Origin of the sequence: Dactylosporangium sp. NPDC000521 (genome assembly GCF_042898305.1) — a bacterium.
Taxonomy (GTDB): domain Bacteria; phylum Actinomycetota; class Actinomycetes; order Mycobacteriales; family Micromonosporaceae; genus Dactylosporangium.
In genome coordinates this window covers 690,585-705,836 of record NZ_JBIAYW010000003.1, presented here as the reverse complement: position 1 = coordinate 705,836, position 15,252 = coordinate 690,585, and the positions used below count along the sequence as shown (strand labels likewise).

Sequence of the window (15,252 nt, the reverse complement as noted above, 5' to 3'; positions counted from 1 at the left end):
CTTACGGTCATCACGTGGAGATGAGGCGGGCAGATCTCGCGCTGACGGGCGCATTCGTGGTGTTCGCCCTGACCGAGGAGGCGGTCGCGCACCAGCCGGGCGACTGGTGGCCGTTCGTGCTGGCGGGGTTCGCGCCGCTCGTGGCCCTGCGCCGGGTCATCCCGCTCACCGGCCTGCTCGCCAGCTGCGTCGGCGGCCTCAAGTACTGGTATCCGGACCAGATCGTCAACTACCGGCTGTGGCAGCTCGCCGCGATGATCATCGCGGCGTACACGGTCGGCCGGCACGTGCCGCTGCTCGGCACCACCGGCCGGCTCGCCCGTGCCCGCGGGGTCGCCGGCCTGCTCCTCGCCGTCGCGACCGGCGCCGCCTTCTGGCAGGTCGACCCGGTCGACCCGATGGGCGCGCTCTTCTTCCCCGTCGCGCCATGGATCCTGGGCACGGTCTTCGGCGTCCAGCACCGCCAAAGCGCCGACGCCGCCACCGCCCGCGCCGCGATCCGCGAGCAGCGGGTCCGCGAGGCGGTCATGGAGGAGCGCGTCCGGATCGCCCGCGAGCTGCACGACATGGTCGCGCACAGCGTCACCGTCATGGTCATCCAGGCGGGCGTGGTCCGGCGCCGCCTCGACGCGGGCCTCACCGTCGACGCCGACCTGCTGCGCAACATCGAGTCCTCGGGTCGTGACGCCGTCGGCGAGCTGCGCCGCACGCTCGGCCTGCTCCGGGGCGACACCGGCGGCACCGGTGGCACCACCGCGGCGCCGGTCGGCCTCGACCGCCTCGACGAGCTGCTCGCCCAGGTCCGCGAGGCCGGATTGACGGTCACCCTGCACCGCTCGGGCACCCCGGTGACGCTGCTGCCGGCCGCGGATCTCTCGGCGTACCGCATCGTGCAGGAGGCCCTGACCAACGTGCTCAAACACGCCGGACCCGCCGCGGTCACCGTGTCTTTACGCTACGCCGACGACGGCGTCCACCTCTCGGTCGTCGACGACGGCGGCCCCGTCACCGTTCCGGTCCCCGGCTCCGGCCAGGGCCTCATCGGCATGCGCGAGCGCGTCACCCTGTTCGGCGGCGACCTCGAAGCCGGCCCGCTCCCCACCGGCGGCTTCGCCGTCCACGCCCGGCTGCCGCGGCTGGTGGCGCCATGAGCTCCGGTCCCGCACCCGACGGCCCGGGCTCCGCCTCGACGCGTCCCGGCCCCGCCTCGAAGATCAGCGTGGTCATCGCCGACGACCAGCGGATGGTCCGCGCCGGCCTGCGCATGGTCATCGAGACCGAGTCCGACATGCACGTCGTCGGCGAGGCCGGCGACGGCGTCGAGGCGGTCACCCTCACCCGCCGGCTACGCCCCGACGTGGTCCTCATGGACATCGCGATGCCCCGCCAGGACGGCCTCGCCGCCACCCGCGCCCTGCTCGCCGCCCCCAACCCGCCCCGCATCATCGTGCTCACCACGTTCGACACCGACGACAACCTGTACGAGGCGCTCCGCGCCGGCGCGAGCGGCTTCCTGCTGAAGGTCTCCTCGCCCGAGCATCTCATCACCGCGATCCGCGTCGTCGCCGCAGGCGAGGCCCTCCTCGACCCGGCGGTCACGACGCGGGTGATCGCCTCGTACGCCGGCACCCCGGGCCCGCAGCCCCCGCCCGAGCTCGCCGACCTCACCCCACGCGAGACCGACGTCCTGCGCCTCATGGCCCGCGGCCTGTCCAACGGCGAGATCGCCGCCGCCCTGACGGTCGGCGAAGCCACGGTGAAGACCCACGTCGCCCGCGTCCTGATGAAGCTCGCCCTCCGCGACCGCGTCCAGGCCGTCGTCTACGCCTACGAGTCGGGCCTCGTCCGTCCCGGGCAATGATCCAGTCAGTCCGGATCGACGCTGACGCGCTGCTGGCGGAGTTCGGGGACGTGCCGCGCGATGGTCTCGAAGTCGCCGTCCTCGTGCAGGACCACGAGCTTGAGCCGGATCGCGGTCGCCGCGATCACAAGGTCGGCAACCGACACGGCCGTGAACGCGCTGGGCTTCACGAGCTCGTGTCGAATGACCGCAACGAGATCCCAGATACCGTCAGGGATCCCGGCCCAGGGATATGCAGCCAGTAGCTCGCTCTCCACCTCCAGATACCTGTGCGCTTCGGCCAGCGTCAGCGTCTCCACGAGAACCGGCTCGCTCACCAAGATGAGACCCCGCGCCACGAGGTCGTACCACGGAGCGGCAGCCTGACGACGATAGATGCGCACGAGAGCACTGGTGTCGACGAGATATCTCACTCGTCCACCTCGCTCAAGCGACTGTCGTCGAAGACGCCCTCGTCAGCCATGCGTTGCAGATTTTCGAGCGCCCTGCGTCGCCGGGCGCGTTGCTGGTCGACGAACTCGCGGAGCGCCGCGTTGATCGCTTCGTTGCGTGATGACGTCCCCAAGTGTCGCTGAGCCTCCTCGAGCAGCTCCTCGTCGATCGCCACGTCTTCCTCGGCGGCCGCCTCAGTCGCCGCCTTAATGACGGTTTCGGTCATGTTCCACCTCCTTTCTGACACTAGTAGCCACATGGCTATACGTCAACCTGGCCGGTCCAGCCTCAACCACCAGCATACGAACGAGCGGTTTCAGCAGGCCGGAGACAGTACGGCGCTCCGACCCATGAGCGGGTCGGAGCGCCGGGGCGGTTCGACGGGGTCAGGCCTCGACCAGGGCTGACCGGGCTGCTCGTCGTACCAGGCGTAGAAGGTGACCGGAGCCGGCGCGGCACAAGACCGGACGATGCCATCCAGCACGGCTACCACCACGATCGGCTCCACCTGCCGCGCGGAGACGATCTCGACGCCCGGTCGGAAGCCCCCGGTCGGAAAGGTCGGGACGCAGCGGCTCATCGAGGTACGAACGCACCAGAGCGGCGAACGGGTCCGACGCGGTCATCTCATAATCAAAGGGCGGAGCCGGCCACGATCATGGCCGGCTCCGCCCTTCGGCAGCGCGGTGGGTCAGGCCTCGACGAGGGCCATGACCTCGTCGGAGACGTCGAAGTTGGCGTAGACGTTCTGGACGTCGTCGCAGTCGTCGAGGGCGTCGATCAGCTTGAAGACCTTGCGGGCGCCCTCTTCGTCCAGGGGGACGGTCACGCTCGGCACGAACGACGAGTCCGCCGACTCGTAGTCGATGCCGGCGTCCTGCAGGGCGGTGCGGACCGCCACGAGGTCGGTCGCCTCGCTGATGATCTCGAAGGCCTCGCCGAGGTCGTTGACCTCCTCGGCGCCCGCGTCGAGGACGGCGAGGAGCAGGTCGTCCTCGGTCAGCTCGCCGGCCTTGGGCACGATGATGACGCCCTTGCGGCTGAACATGTACGAGACGCTGCCGGCATCGGCGAGGCTGCCGCCGTTGCGGGTGAGCGCCACGCGGACCTCGGTCGCCGCGCGGTTGCGGTTGTCCGTGAGGCACTCGATGAGGATGGCGACGCCGTTGGGGCCGTAGCCCTCGTACATGGCGGTCTGCCAGTCGGCGCCGCCGCCGATGAGGCCGGAGCCGCGCTTGACGGCGTTGTTGATGTTGTCGTTGGGCACCGAGTTCTTCTTGGCCTTCTGGATGGCGTCGAAGAGGGTGGGGTTACCGGACGGGTCGCCGCCGCCGGTGCGGGCGGCGACCTCGACGTTCTTGATCAGGCGGGCGAAGAGCTTGCCGCGCTTGGCGTCGATGACCGCCTTCTTGTGCTTGGTCGTCGCCCATTTTGAGTGCCCGGACATGGCCTAACCCTCCGTCGTCTGGCCCGCCTCACGCGCCATCTCCACGAAGTACCGATGGACTCGGAGGTCGCCGGTGAGCTCGGGATGGAAGGCTGTCGCGAGCAGGTGCTGCTGCCGAACCGCGACAATCCTACCGGCGGCCGCTCCGTCACTCACACGCCCCAGCACCTGCACGTCCGGACCGACCTCCTCGACCCACGGGGCGCGGATGAAGACCGCCGAGAACGGCCCACCTTCAATGTCCGAAATGTCGACGGTGCCTTCGAACGAATCGACCTGCCTGCCGAAGGCATTTCGCCGGACGGTCATGTCGATGCCGCCGAAGGGCACCTGGTCGGGGCGGCCGTCCAGGATCGTGCCGGCGAGCATGATCATGCCGGCGCACGAGCCGTAGGCGGGCATGCCGCCGGCCAGCCGCTTGCGCAGTGGCTCGGTCATGCCGAACTCGATCGCCAGCTTGCTCATCGCCGTGGACTCACCACCCGGGATGACCAGCGCGTCGACCGAGTCCAGCTCCTCGGGGCGGCGTACAGGACGGGCGATGACATCAAGCTCGGCCAGGGCGTGCAGGTGTTCGCGCGTATCGCCCTGGAGGGCGAGCACACCGATGATCATGCCGGCGGTCACCAGCCGCGCTCGGCGAGGCGGTGCGGCTGCGGGATCTCCTCGACGTTGATGCCGACCATGGCCTCACCCAGGCCGCGGGAGACCTTGGCGATGACGTCGGGGTCGTCGTGGAACGTGACGGCCTTGACGATGGCGGCGGCGCGCTGCTCGGGGTTGCCGGACTTGAAGATGCCGGAGCCGACGAAGACGCCCTCGGCGCCGAGCTGCATCATCATGGCGGCGTCGGCGGGGGTGGCGATGCCGCCGGCGGTGAACAGCACGACCGGGAGCTTGCCGGTCTCGGCGACCTCCTTGACCAGCTCGAACGGCGCCTGCAGCTCCTTCGCGGCGACGAACAGCTCGTCCTCCGGCAGCGACGTCAGCTTGCGGATCTCCGCGCGGATCTTGCGCATGTGGGTGGTGGCGTTGGACACGTCGCCGGTGCCGGCCTCACCCTTGGAGCGGATCATGGCCGCGCCCTCGGTGATGCGGCGCAGGGCCTCGCCGAGGTTGGTGGCGCCGCAGACGAACGGCACGGTGAAGGCCCACTTGTCGATGTGGTTGCTGTAGTCGGCCGGGGTGAGCACCTCGGACTCGTCGACATAGTCGACGCCGAGCGCCTGCAGGACCTGGGCCTCGACGAAGTGGCCGATGCGGGCCTTGGCCATGACGGGGATCGAGACGGCGGCGATGATGCCGTCGATCATGTCGGGGTCGCTCATGCGGGAGACCCCGCCCTGCGCCCGGATGTCGGCGGGGACGCGCTCCAGCGCCATGACGGCGACCGCGCCGGCGTCCTCGGCGATCTTCGCCTGCTCGGGGGTGACGACGTCCATGATGACGCCACCCTTGAGCATCTCTGCCATGCCCCGCTTGACCCGCGCGGTGCCGGTGACTGACGAGCTGGTGGTGGGCGACTCGGACACGACGAAGCACTCCTCACAGGGATGAACGGGATTCACCTCGAGTTTACGCCGACCGGGTGACAGGTTCCGACGTCCAATGGGAACCCCGCGGCCCACGTTGCGGCCACCGGGTCACCCCAAGCCCACGAAAATGACGATATTTCCGGTTTAGCGGGCGCGGAGCGCCTGATAAATCGGGAGAAGCTGAGGAGGCAGAAAGAAACGGAAGCCAGAGGTTCTCGGTGTGCGGTTGCCGCTCATGTACCGGCAGCGCCGGGTCACGGCAGGGACGGGTCGTCGACGTCGAAGTACGCGGGGCGGGGGTGCTTGCGGGCCAGGCGGAACAGGCGGACCAGCGTCCGGCGGCGCACGGCGAGGGCGTCGCGCACGACGTCGTTGTGCACCTGCCTGGCGAGGGCGACCCGCCTGCTGACCTGCACGAGCGGCCCGACGACGTCCTCCGGGCCGGCGGCCGCCTCACGCAGGTGGCGGGTCAGGTCGTTCTCGGCCACCTCGCGGTCCTCGGGCTGGGCGTCGACGGCGATCCGGGCCGCGTACATGAGGGTGGGCAGCTGGGCCGCCTCGGCGAGGGCCACCGCGGCCACCGCGCGCCGGACCAGGTGGGCGTCGAGCGTGGCGTAGGCCGCGACCGCCCGCGCGTGGAGCCGGTCGACGCGGGCCGCGAGCCACGTGAGGTAGGTGGCCACGAGGACCACCACCGCCACCACCGTGATCACCCACCACACGGCGGGAAGCCTACGGTAAGCGCGGCGGTCGCCGGGACCGGCTGTCTATGGGACGGGCTGCTCGATCACGGCGCCGGCGACCTCGATCACCGTCGAGTAGACCTCCAGGACCCGTTCGGCGACGACGGGCCAGTCGTACGCGGCGACGACGGAGGCGGCCCGGTCGGCGAGCTCGGCCCGCCGCGCGGGGTCGTCGAGCAGGCCGGCGATGGTGGCGGTCAGCGCGGCGGCGTCGCCGACGGGGAACAGCGCGCCGGCCCGCCCGCCGTCCAGGACCCGCCGGAAGGCGTCCAGGTCGCTGGCGACGACGGTCGCGCCCGCGGACATCGCCTCGGTCAGGATCATGCCGAAGGACTCGCCGCCGGTGTTGGGGGCGATGTACAGGTCGACACTGCGCAGCATCCGCGCCTTGTCCTCCTCCGACACCTTCCCCAGGAAGACGATCCGGTCCTTGAAGGCCGTGATGTCCGGGAAGTCGGCGAAGATCTCGTCGACGTCCCCGGGGCCCGCCACCAGCAACCGCAGGTCAGGACGGCGGGCGGCGAGCGTCGCGAAGGCGGACAGCAGCAGCGGGAAACCCTTCCGGGGCTCCGTGAACCGCCCCAGGAAGCCCAGCGTGCCCCCGCTGCCGGGGTATCCGGGCAGCGGCGTGGCGGCGCGGTACCGCGACACCTGCACCCCGTTGGGAATCTCCCACGCGCTGCCGCCCAGGTGCTCGACCTGGACCTTGCGCGCCAGCTCGCTCACCGCGATCCGCCCCGTGATCTTCTCGAGGACCAGCTGGAGCAGCCCCTGGGCGGCGGCGAGCGCCCGCGACCGGGTGATCGCGGTGTGGAACGTGGCGACGACGGGCCCGCGCGCCGACAGCACCGCCAGCATCGACAGGCTCGGCGTGAGCGGCTCGTGCACGTGCAGCACGTCGAAGCGGCCGGCGGCCATCCAGCGCCGGACCCGGGTCGCGGAGATGAGCCCGAACGAGACGCGCGCGACGGAGCCGTTGTACGGCACCGGCACCGCCCGGCCCGCGGGCACGACGTAGGGCTGGTCGGCGCTCTCGTCGTCGCCGGGCGCCAGGACGCTGACGTGGTGGCCGAGGCTGATCAGCGTCTCGGCGAGGTCGCGGACGTGGTTCTGCACGCCGCCAGGCACGTCGAACGAGTACGGACAGACGATCCCGATGCGCAGCACGCCTCCCACGCCTCCTAAGCCTTCACCACGGCGGGGGTGTCGATCCAGAGTCGTTGCAGCATGTGCCAGTCCTGTGGGTTGCGGGCGATCCCCTCGGCGAGGACGTCCGCGATGCGCTGGGTGAGCAGCCGGACCCGCACGTCGAGCGCCCCCTCCGAGGCGTCCGGCAGCGGGATCGGCCCTTCGAGCCGGCCGGCGGCCGCGTCCGGGTCGAACCACATCGACACCACGTACAGCGGCGCCCCGGTCCGCAGGGCCAGCAGCGCCGGGCCGGCCGGCATCTTCGTCCGGCCGCCGAAGAAGTCGACCTCGACGCCGCGGGCGGTCAGGTCCCGGTCGGCGAGCAGCGGCACCACGTACCCGGCCCGCAGCCGCTCCTCCAGCACGTCGAACGCGGGCCGCTCGCCACCGGTCGTCGGAAGGATCTCCATACCCAGTGAACGCCGGAAGTGCAGAAAACGCCGGTACACGCTCTCCGGCTTCAGCCGCTCCGCGACGGTCACGATCGGCCAGCCGTTGGCGGCGACCCAGGCGCCGGCCGCGTCCCAGTTGCCCGCGTGCGGCAGGGCGATGACCGCACCGGCCTTGTCGGCGACGTTCTTGGCGAGCAGCTCGCCGCGGTCCAGGCGGAATCCGCTGAGGTGCTCGGCCTTCGAGCGGCCCGGCAGGCGGAACGCCTCCAGGTAGTAGCGCGCGTAGGAGCGCAGCCCGCGCTCCACCAGGTCGGCGAGCTCGGCCTCCGACGGCCCGGGACCGATGACCCGCCGCAGGTTCGACGCGAGCGTCGCGGTGCCCTTGCCGCCGTTTCCGCTCCTGTACCGGCGGGAGCCGTGCCGGGCGGCGGCCGCGAAGAACGGCCACACGGCCGCCCGGGGGAGCTTCGGGATGAGGGAGAAGGCGGCCCCGTAGCCGAGCTCCGCAAGGTTCACGGAGCGACCCGATCGCCGGCGTCGGCGGCCGCCGCGATGTCGCGGGCCTGCCGGTACACGTGCGACATCCGCTGCCCGATGGTGATCACCGACAGCAGGACCAGCAGCCACAGGGCAGCCTCCATGCCGTACGGCACGCCGAAGCCGAACAGCAGGCCGCCGATGCCGACGAGGATGAGCCGCTCGGTGCGCTCGGCCAGCCCGACGTTGGCGGTCATCCCGAGACCCTCGGCGCGGGCCTTCACGTACGACACGACCTGCCCGGTGAGCAGGCACAACAGCGCCGCGGCGCACTCACGCAGCTGACCCCGGGAGGCGAACCAGAAGGCGACCGAGCCGAAGATGGCGCCGTCGGAGACGCGGTCCATGGTGGAGTCGAGCAGGGCGCCGAATTTGTTGCTGACGCCGAGCTGTCGGGCCATGGACCCGTCGAGCATGTCGGTCAGGCAGCTCACGGTGACGATAACGAGCGCGATGACCATGTGGCCGCGGGTGGCGAAGCCGAGACTGCCGATGAGCACGCCGACGGTGCCGGCGACGGTCACCGCGTTCGGGGTCACCTTGGCGCGCAGCAGCGCGGCCGCGACGGGGTTGACGATGCGGGCCAGTCCGGCCTTGCTGACTACGCTGAGGATCTTCGCCATGGCGCTCCCACGATAACGGCGGCGGAGCTTGCCGGATACCTGCGCGTGGGCCTGCTCACGGTGCTTGAGTAAACCGTAGGCCGCCGGTGGGGTCGAAGGGCTCTTGTGTCGGTGATGGTTCGGGTGTGGGATCGGTGAACAGGTCGTGACTGTGAGACTGCTCACAGCAGGCAGGACGGGAGGCGCATGATGGCGCAGAAGGTCCAGGAGAAGGGTGTCGCCGGCCCGGTGCCGGCGGTGGATGACCCCGGCAGGGTACGCAACGTGGTGGTCGTCGGGCACTCCGGCGCCGGGAAGACGACGCTCGTGGAGGCGCTGCTCGCGGCGACCGGCACGATCGGCCGGGCCGGCGCGGTGGCCGAGGGCACCACGGTGACCGACCACGACCCGGCGGCGGTGCGGCAGCAGCGGTCCGTGACGCTGTCCTGCGCCCCCGTCATCCACGACGGCACGAAGATCAATCTGCTCGACACCCCGGGCTACGCCGACTTCGTCGGGGAGCTGCGCGCCGGCCTGCGGGCCGCCGACGCGGCGCTGTTCGTCGTGTCGTCCGTCGACGGCGTCGACGCCGCCACCGCCGCGCTGTGGGAGGAGTGCGCCGCCGTCGGGATGCCCCGCGCGGTCGCCGTCACCCGCCTCGACCACCCGCGCGCCGACTTCCAGGACACCGTGGACCTCTGCCAGGACGCGTTCGGCGACAACGTGCTGCCGCTCTACCTGCCGATGCTCGGCGACGACGGCACTGCGGTCGAGGGCCTCATCGGGCTGATCACCCACCGGGTCTTCGACTACTCCGCGGGCTACCCGCCGTCGGTCCGCGACCCCGAGCCGCAGCACCTGCCGGCGATCGAGGAGTCGCACAACAGCCTGCTCGAAGGCATCATCGCCGAGAGCGAGGACGAGACGCTCATGGAGCGCTACGTCAGCGGCGAGATCATCGAGACGTCGGTGATCATCGAGGACCTGGAGAAGGCGGTCGCCCGCGGCACCTTCTACCCCGTCGTGCCCGTCTGCGCCCACACCGGCCTCGGCCTCGACGCCCTCCTCGAGGTGCTGACCAGCGGGTTCCCGTCGCCGCTGGAGCACGTCGTGCCGCCGGTCACCGACATCGCGGGCGACCCGCACGCGCCGCTGCGCTGCGACCCGGACGGCCCGCTCATCGCCGAGGTGGTGAAGACGACGATCGACCCGTACGTCGGCCGCGTCTCCCTCGTGCGGGTCTTCTCCGGCACGCTGCGCCCCGACACCCCGGTGCACATCTCCGGGCACGGCATGGCCGAGCGCGGCCACCCCGACCACGACGCCGACGAGCGGTTCGCGCACCTGTTCTCCCCGCTCGGCGCGACGCTGCGGGAGGTGCCGTACGCGGTCGCCGGCGACATCGTCGCGATCACCAAGTCGACGACGGCGGAGACCGGCGACACGATCTCCGGCAAGGACGACCCGATGCTCATGGCGCCGTGGGTGATGCCGGAGCCGCTGCTGCCGATCGCGATCGTCGCGAAGACCCGCTCCGACGAGGACGCCCTCGCCAAGAACCTCGGCCGGCTCGTCGCCGGCGACCCGACGCTGCGCCTGGAGCGCAACGCCGAGACCCACCAGCTGGTGCTGTGGTGCATGGGTGAGGCGCACGCCGACGTCGTGCTCGACCGGCTGCGCTCCGGCGGCGTGGAGCTGGACACCGAGCCGGTGCGGGTCGCGCTGCGCGAGACGTTCGCCGCGCCCAGCCAGGGCCACGGCCGGCACGTCAAGCAGTCGGGCGGTCACGGGCAGTACGCGGTCTGCGACATCAAGGTCGAGCCGCTGCCGCGCGGGTCCGGCTTCGAGTTCGTCGACAAGATCGTCGGCGGGGTCGTGCCGCACAACTACATCCCGTCGGTGGAGAAGGGCGTCCGCCACCAGATGGAGCGCGGCATGGTCGCCGGCTACCCCGTCGTCGACGTGCGGGTCACCCTGTTCGACGGCAAGGCGCACTCCGTCGACTCGTCCGACGCGGCGTTTCAGACCGCCGGTGCGCTCGCCCTGCGCGAGGCCGCCGAGCAGGGCCAGACAACGCTGCTCGAGCCGATCGACGAGGTCTGGATCCGCGTCCCCGACGAGTTCGTCGGCGCGGTCATGAGCGACCTGTCCGGCCGCCGCGGCCGGGTGCTGGGCAACGAGCCGGACCCGGGCGGGCACGAGCGGACCCTCGTGCACGCCGAGGTGCCCGCCACCGAGCTCGTCCGGTACGCGGTCGAGCTGCGGGCGATGACGTCCGGCTCGGGCACGTTCACCCGCGCGTTCGTCCGGCACGACCCGATGCCGTCACACCTGGCGGAAGCGGTGAAGAAGGAGCACGCCGCGTCCCGCTGACGCCCGTCACCGGTCTGGCTGGATCACCCGGTCCAGCCAGACCTGGTCGAGCAGCTCGATGCCGTCGACCATGATCCCGGCCGGGTACCCGTTCGCGGGCGTGAAGAAGTCCCGCTCGACGGACCGGAAACGGAAGCCCTGCCGCTGGTAGAAGCGCAGGTTGCCGACGTCGGCGGCGCCGGTGGCCACCAGCAGCGTCCCGCCGCCCTCCGCCCGTACCAACGCCGCGGCCGCCTCGACGAGGGCCGCACCGACACCGGTCCCCCGCCGCTCCGGCACCACCGCCATGTTCTTGACCTCCAGACCGACCAGCTGGAGGTGGCCCACGGTCCGCCCACCGTCCACCGCGACGAGCACGCGACCCTGGTGCAGATAGCCGTCCAGCAGCTCCGCGGAGTCCTCGGCCAGTTCGAACGACCACCGCAGGGTGGCCCGGTCACCGTCGTACAGCTCCACACGCACGACGCCAGACGATGCCAGGTCCGCCTACACTGCGCGGCATGATTTTCTCGCGGGGCAGGAAGCAGGACGCCATCGTCGAGTTCTGGGCGTGGTGGCCGTCGGTGCGGCCGGCCGTCACCGCCGCCATCGCCGGCGGCGGATGGGGGTCGATCCCGGACGACGTCAGCCGCCGCGTCCATGCCATCCACAAGGACCTGACCTGGGAGTTCAGCGCCGGCCGGAGCGCCCGGCACGCGCTGGTCGTGTCGGCGGGCGGCGACGCCGAGCTGCGCGCCACCGCCGCCCGCTGGGCCGCCCTCGCCCCGGCGGCGGACCCCGAGTTCGAGTACCACACCAGCCGGCAGCCGGACCACTCGACGCTCACCGCCACGATCGAGATCGGCGGGCAGAAACTCGACCTGGCGGAGTTGCGCTTCGCGTTCGAGCGCGACGGCGACGCCGTCGACGTCGTCTGCCACCACCCTGGGTTCCGCCGGCTGCCGGAGACCATCCGCGGGCAGGTGACGTTCCTGGCCCTCGACTGGCTGCTCGGCGAGGAGGGCGTCGAGACGTGGATCGGCGCGGTCGAGTTCGCCGCCGACGAGCCCGACGGAGCCCGCGACCCGCTCGACCTCGTCGCGGCCGTCGACGCGCTGCGGGAGGAGCACCGCGAGCCGAAGTGGGTCATCATGCGGGCCACTCCCCCTGACGCGCCGGTGATCCTCGCCGCCGCCGCCCGCCCGCTGAGGTCGGTGCGCTGGCCGCGCTTCGACACGTACGTCGGGGTGACGCTGCCCTACGAGGACCTCACCGACGCCGGGCTGCCGGACGAGGCGTCGCTCGCCGCGCTGAGGGACTTCGAGGACGGCCCCCTCGCCACGGCCCTGCGCGGCGACGGAGAGCTCGTCGCGCACGAGAGCAGCGGCGGCAAGCGGACCCTGCACTACTACGTCGACGGGGCCACCACCGCCGGCGCCGACCTGGCCGCCGCGGCGGCTGCCTGGAGCGAGGGCCGGTCCAAGGTGGAGCGGCGCCACGACCCCTCGTTCGAGGCCGTGGCGCACCTGGCCTGACGCGCTACTCCCAGACCGACGCCAGCAGCTTCCGGGTGTCGGTGAGCAGCTGCGGCAGGACCTTCGTCCGGCCGACGACGGGCATGAAGTTGGTGTCGCCGCCCCACCTGGGCACGATGTGCTGGTGCAGGTGGGCGGCGATGCCGGCGCCGGCGACCGAGCCCTGGTTCATGCCCAGGTTGAAGCCGTGCGCGCCGCTGGCCCGGCGGACGGCGCGCATCGCGGCCTGCGTGAAGGTCGCCAGCTCCACCGTCTCGTCCGCGGTCAGGTCCGTGTAGTCGGCGATGTGCCGGAACGGGCAGACCATCAGATGGCCGGGGTTGTACGGGTACAGGTTGAGCACCGCGAACACGAGCTCGCCGCGGGCGACGACGAGGCTTTCCTCGTCGGGCAGGCCGGGCGCCCGGCAGAACGGGCACCCGGTCGGCTCGTCGTGGTCCCCCGCCCGGTCCTCCTTGATGTAGGCCATCCGGTGCGGGGTCCACAGCCGCTCGATGTCGTCCGGTGTGCCCGTCACGCTTCTCTCCGGACCCGTCGCGTTCTTCTCCGGACCCGTCACGTTGCTGTCCGGACCCGTCACGCCGCTTCCGCTCGGACCTGTCACGCCGCCGAGGGTCCCACATTCGTGCGGGACCTGACGACCTCCACCACATGCGCGACGGCCTCGTCGAGGGCGACACCGTTGCGCTGGGAGCCGTCACGGTACCGGAACGACACGGTGCCACCGGTGACGTCGTCGTCGCCGGCGATCACCATGAACGGGATCTTCTGCTGCTGCGCGGTGCGGATCTTCTTCTGCATCCGCTCGTCGGAGTGGTCGACCTCGACCCGGATGCCTTCCTTGCGCAGCCGCGCCGCGAACTCGGCCAGGTAGTCGCCGTGGTCACCGCGGACCGGGATGCCGACCACCTGCACCGGCGCGAGCCACGCCGGGAACGCGCCCGCGTAGTGCTCGGTCAGCACGCCGAAGAACCGCTCGATCGAGCCGAACAGCGCCCGGTGGATCATGACCGGCCGCTGGCGGGTGCCGTCGGCGGCCTGGTACTCCAGCTCGAAGCGCTCCGGCAGGTTGAAGTCGAGCTGGATCGTCGACATCTGCCAGGTCCGGCCGATCGCGTCGCGCGCCTGCACGGAGATCTTCGGCCCGTAGAACGCGGCGCCGCCCGGGTCGGGGACGAGGTCCAGGCCGGACTCGGTGGCGACGCGGCGCAGGGTCTCGGTCGCGGTCTCCCAGACCTCATCGGAGCCGACGTACTTGTCCGGGTTCTTCGTCGACAGCTCGAGGTAGAAGTCGGTGAGGCCATAGTCCTTGAGCAGGTCGAGCACGAACTGCAGCAGCGAGGCGAGCTCGCTCTCGATCTGCTCCGGGGTGCAGAAGATGTGCGCGTCGTCCTGGGTCATGCCGCGCACCCGGGTCAGGCCGTGGATGACGCCGGACTTCTCGTAGCGGTACACCGTGCCGAACTCGAACATGCGCAGCGGCAGCTCGCGGTAGGACCGGCCGCGCGAGCGGAAGATCAGGTCGTGCATCGGGCAGTTCATCGGCTTGAGGTAGTAGTTCGCGCCCTCGACCTCCATGGGCGGGAACATGCCGTCGGCATACCAGTCCAGGTGGCCCGAGACCTCGTACAGATTGCCCTTGGTGATGTGCGGCGTGTTGACGAAGCTGTAGCCCGCCTCCTCGTGCCGCTGGCGCGAGTAGTTCTCCATCTCGCGGCGGATGATGCCGCCCTTCGGGTGGAACACCGGCAGGCCGGAGCCCAGTTCGTCGGGGAAGCTGAACAGGTCGAGGTCGGTGCCCAGCTTGCGGTGGTCGCGGCGGGCCGCCTCCTCCAGCAGGCGCTGGTACTCCTTCAGCGCGTCCCGCGTCGGCCAGGCGGTGCCGTAGACCCGCTGCAGCTGCGGGTTCTTCTCCGAGCCGCGCCAGTAGGCGGCGGCGGTGCGGGTCAGCTTGAACGCCTGGATCAGGCGGGTGGTCGGCAGGTGCGGGCCGCGGCACAGGTCCGACCAGCAGACCTTGTCATCTTTGGCGTCGAGGTTGTCGTAGATCGTCAGCTCGCCGCCGCCGACCTCCATGACCTCGCTGGTGTCGACGTCGCTCTTGACGTCGACCAGCTCCAGCTTGAACGGCTCGTCCTTGAGCTCTTTCTTCGCCTCGTCGACCGAGTCGAACCGGCGCCGGCGGAACCGCTGCCCCGACTTGATGATCTCCTGCATCCGCTTCTCGAGCTTCTCGAGATCGTCGGGGTGGAACGGCTTGGCGACCTGGAAGTCGTAGTAGAAGCCGTGCTCGATCGGCGGGCCGATGCCGAGCTTCGCCTCCGGGAACAGGTCCTGCACGGCCTGCGCCAGCACGTGCGCGGTCGAGTGGCGCAGCACGTTGAGCCCGTCGGGCGAGGACAGGTCGACGGCCTCGACCTCCGTGTCCTGCTCCGGCGTCCAGTCGAGGTCACGCAGCCGGCCGGTCCCGCTGCCGTCGGCCTCGCGGACGACGACGATCGCCTTGGGCCCGCTGGTCGGCAGCCCGGCCTCCGCGACCGCGGCGGCGGCGGTCGTGCCGGCCGTGACCACGAGGGTATTCGAGCGCACTGTGGACACGGTCTGCTCCCAAGCGTGAAGAGGTCTGAT

General features: G+C 71.1%; 16 protein-coding genes. 4 read left to right on the top strand and 12 right to left on the bottom strand.

What is annotated here, in order from left to right:
- Positions 1 to 20 precede the first annotated feature (20 nt).
- A complete protein-coding gene (locus ACFY3L_RS13410) occupies positions 21 to 1,151 on the top strand; it encodes a sensor histidine kinase (RefSeq protein WP_389322628.1) in 1,131 nt (376 codons plus the stop codon).
- Positions 1,148 to 1,861 carry a response regulator gene (locus ACFY3L_RS13405; RefSeq protein WP_389322342.1) on the top strand — a complete coding sequence of 238 codons (714 nt, stop codon included), beginning with the start codon at positions 1,148 to 1,150 and terminating at the stop codon, positions 1,859 to 1,861. The genes ACFY3L_RS13410 and ACFY3L_RS13405 overlap by 4 nt, the downstream gene beginning before the upstream one ends.
- 5 nt (positions 1,862 to 1,866) lie before the next feature.
- On the opposite strand, the gene ACFY3L_RS13400 is transcribed toward ACFY3L_RS13405, so the two are convergent.
- The 9 genes from ACFY3L_RS13400 to pgsA all read right to left on the bottom strand — a co-directional run bounded on the left by ACFY3L_RS13400 (position 1,867) and on the right by pgsA (position 8,758).
- Complete coding sequence (locus ACFY3L_RS13400; protein WP_389322340.1) at positions 1,867 to 2,274, bottom strand: PIN domain-containing protein; 408 nt, start codon at positions 2,272 to 2,274, stop codon at positions 1,867 to 1,869.
- On the bottom strand, positions 2,271 to 2,519 hold the full coding sequence (locus ACFY3L_RS13395) for a type II toxin-antitoxin system VapB family antitoxin (RefSeq protein ID WP_389322338.1): 249 nt from the start codon (positions 2,517 to 2,519) through the stop codon (positions 2,271 to 2,273). The genes ACFY3L_RS13400 and ACFY3L_RS13395 overlap by 4 nt, the downstream gene beginning before the upstream one ends.
- A gap of 465 nt (positions 2,520 to 2,984) precedes the next feature.
- Entirely contained in the window at positions 2,985 to 3,740 is a 756-nt protein-coding gene (locus ACFY3L_RS13390) for a YebC/PmpR family DNA-binding transcriptional regulator (RefSeq protein WP_389322336.1), read from the bottom strand.
- A 3-nt stretch (positions 3,741 to 3,743) separates the two neighbouring features.
- Positions 3,744 to 4,355 (bottom strand): pyridoxal 5'-phosphate synthase glutaminase subunit PdxT, encoded by a 612-nt coding sequence (gene pdxT, locus ACFY3L_RS13385; protein ID WP_389322334.1) that lies wholly within the window; start codon positions 4,353 to 4,355, stop codon positions 3,744 to 3,746.
- 8 nt (positions 4,356 to 4,363) lie between these two features.
- Positions 4,364 to 5,272 carry a pyridoxal 5'-phosphate synthase lyase subunit PdxS gene (pdxS, locus tag ACFY3L_RS13380; protein ID WP_389322332.1) on the bottom strand — a complete coding sequence of 303 codons (909 nt, stop codon included), beginning with the start codon at positions 5,270 to 5,272 and terminating at the stop codon, positions 4,364 to 4,366.
- Positions 5,273 to 5,529: 257 nt separating this feature from the next.
- Positions 5,530 to 5,997 carry a hypothetical protein gene (locus tag ACFY3L_RS13375; protein WP_389322330.1) on the bottom strand — a complete coding sequence of 156 codons (468 nt, stop codon included), beginning with the start codon at positions 5,995 to 5,997 and terminating at the stop codon, positions 5,530 to 5,532.
- A gap of 45 nt (positions 5,998 to 6,042) precedes the next feature.
- Positions 6,043 to 7,182 carry a glycosyltransferase family 4 protein gene (locus ACFY3L_RS13370; RefSeq protein WP_389322626.1) on the bottom strand — a complete coding sequence of 380 codons (1,140 nt, stop codon included), beginning with the start codon at positions 7,180 to 7,182 and terminating at the stop codon, positions 6,043 to 6,045.
- A 17-nt stretch (positions 7,183 to 7,199) separates the two neighbouring features.
- The gene (locus ACFY3L_RS13365; protein ID WP_389322329.1) at positions 7,200 to 8,114 is read right to left on the bottom strand and encodes a phosphatidylinositol mannoside acyltransferase; all 915 of its coding nucleotides are present in this window, start codon (positions 8,112 to 8,114) and stop codon (positions 7,200 to 7,202) included.
- Positions 8,111 to 8,758 carry a phosphatidylinositol phosphate synthase gene (pgsA, locus tag ACFY3L_RS13360; protein WP_389322327.1) on the bottom strand — a complete coding sequence of 216 codons (648 nt, stop codon included), beginning with the start codon at positions 8,756 to 8,758 and terminating at the stop codon, positions 8,111 to 8,113. Before pgsA ends, ACFY3L_RS13365 begins: the two co-directional genes overlap by 4 nt.
- A 189-nt stretch (positions 8,759 to 8,947) precedes the next feature.
- Between pgsA and ACFY3L_RS13355 the strand changes: the two genes are divergently transcribed.
- A complete protein-coding gene (locus ACFY3L_RS13355; RefSeq protein ID WP_389322624.1) occupies positions 8,948 to 11,110 on the top strand; it encodes an elongation factor G-like protein EF-G2 in 2,163 nt (720 codons plus the stop codon).
- Between the two features lie 6 nt (positions 11,111 to 11,116).
- Here the strand turns inward: ACFY3L_RS13355 and ACFY3L_RS13350 are convergent, their stop codons facing one another.
- Complete coding sequence (locus ACFY3L_RS13350) at positions 11,117 to 11,572, bottom strand: GNAT family N-acetyltransferase (RefSeq protein ID WP_389322325.1); 456 nt, start codon at positions 11,570 to 11,572, stop codon at positions 11,117 to 11,119.
- Positions 11,573 to 11,610: 38 nt separating this feature from the next.
- Here ACFY3L_RS13350 and ACFY3L_RS13345 point away from each other — a divergent pair, with 38 nt between their 5' ends.
- Positions 11,611 to 12,624 carry a DUF695 domain-containing protein gene (locus ACFY3L_RS13345; RefSeq protein ID WP_389322323.1) on the top strand — a complete coding sequence of 338 codons (1,014 nt, stop codon included), beginning with the start codon at positions 11,611 to 11,613 and terminating at the stop codon, positions 12,622 to 12,624.
- Positions 12,625 to 12,628: 4 nt separating this feature from the next.
- Here the strand turns inward: ACFY3L_RS13345 and ACFY3L_RS13340 are convergent, their stop codons facing one another.
- Together ACFY3L_RS13340 and thrS are read right to left on the bottom strand one after the other, a co-directional pair.
- Positions 12,629 to 13,093, bottom strand: coding sequence for an HIT family protein (locus ACFY3L_RS13340; protein ID WP_389322622.1), 465 nt, complete (start codon positions 13,091 to 13,093; stop codon positions 12,629 to 12,631).
- Positions 13,094 to 13,224: 131 nt separating this feature from the next.
- Positions 13,225 to 15,213, bottom strand: coding sequence for a threonine--tRNA ligase (gene thrS / locus ACFY3L_RS13335; RefSeq protein WP_389322322.1), 1,989 nt, complete (start codon positions 15,211 to 15,213; stop codon positions 13,225 to 13,227).
- Positions 15,214 to 15,252 lie beyond the last annotated feature (39 nt).

Coding starts and splice junctions, on each gene's coding strand:
- ACFY3L_RS13410 (WP_389322628.1), top strand. CDS start 21: ATGAGGCGGGCAGATCTCGCGCTGACGGGCGCATTCGTGGTGTTCGCC.
- ACFY3L_RS13405 (WP_389322342.1), top strand. CDS start 1,148: ATGAGCTCCGGTCCCGCACCCGACGGCCCGGGCTCCGCCTCGACGCGT.
- ACFY3L_RS13395 (WP_389322338.1), bottom strand. CDS start 2,519: ATGACCGAAACCGTCATTAAGGCGGCGACTGAGGCGGCCGCCGAGGAA.
- ACFY3L_RS13390 (WP_389322336.1), bottom strand. CDS start 3,740: ATGTCCGGGCACTCAAAATGGGCGACGACCAAGCACAAGAAGGCGGTC.
- pdxT (WP_389322334.1), bottom strand. CDS start 4,355: ATGATCATCGGTGTGCTCGCCCTCCAGGGCGATACGCGCGAACACCTG.
- pgsA (WP_389322327.1), bottom strand. CDS start 8,758: ATGGCGAAGATCCTCAGCGTAGTCAGCAAGGCCGGACTGGCCCGCATC.
- ACFY3L_RS13355 (WP_389322624.1), top strand. CDS start 8,948: ATGGCGCAGAAGGTCCAGGAGAAGGGTGTCGCCGGCCCGGTGCCGGCG.
- ACFY3L_RS13345 (WP_389322323.1), top strand. CDS start 11,611: ATGATTTTCTCGCGGGGCAGGAAGCAGGACGCCATCGTCGAGTTCTGG.
- ACFY3L_RS13340 (WP_389322622.1), bottom strand. CDS start 13,093: ATGGCCTACATCAAGGAGGACCGGGCGGGGGACCACGACGAGCCGACC.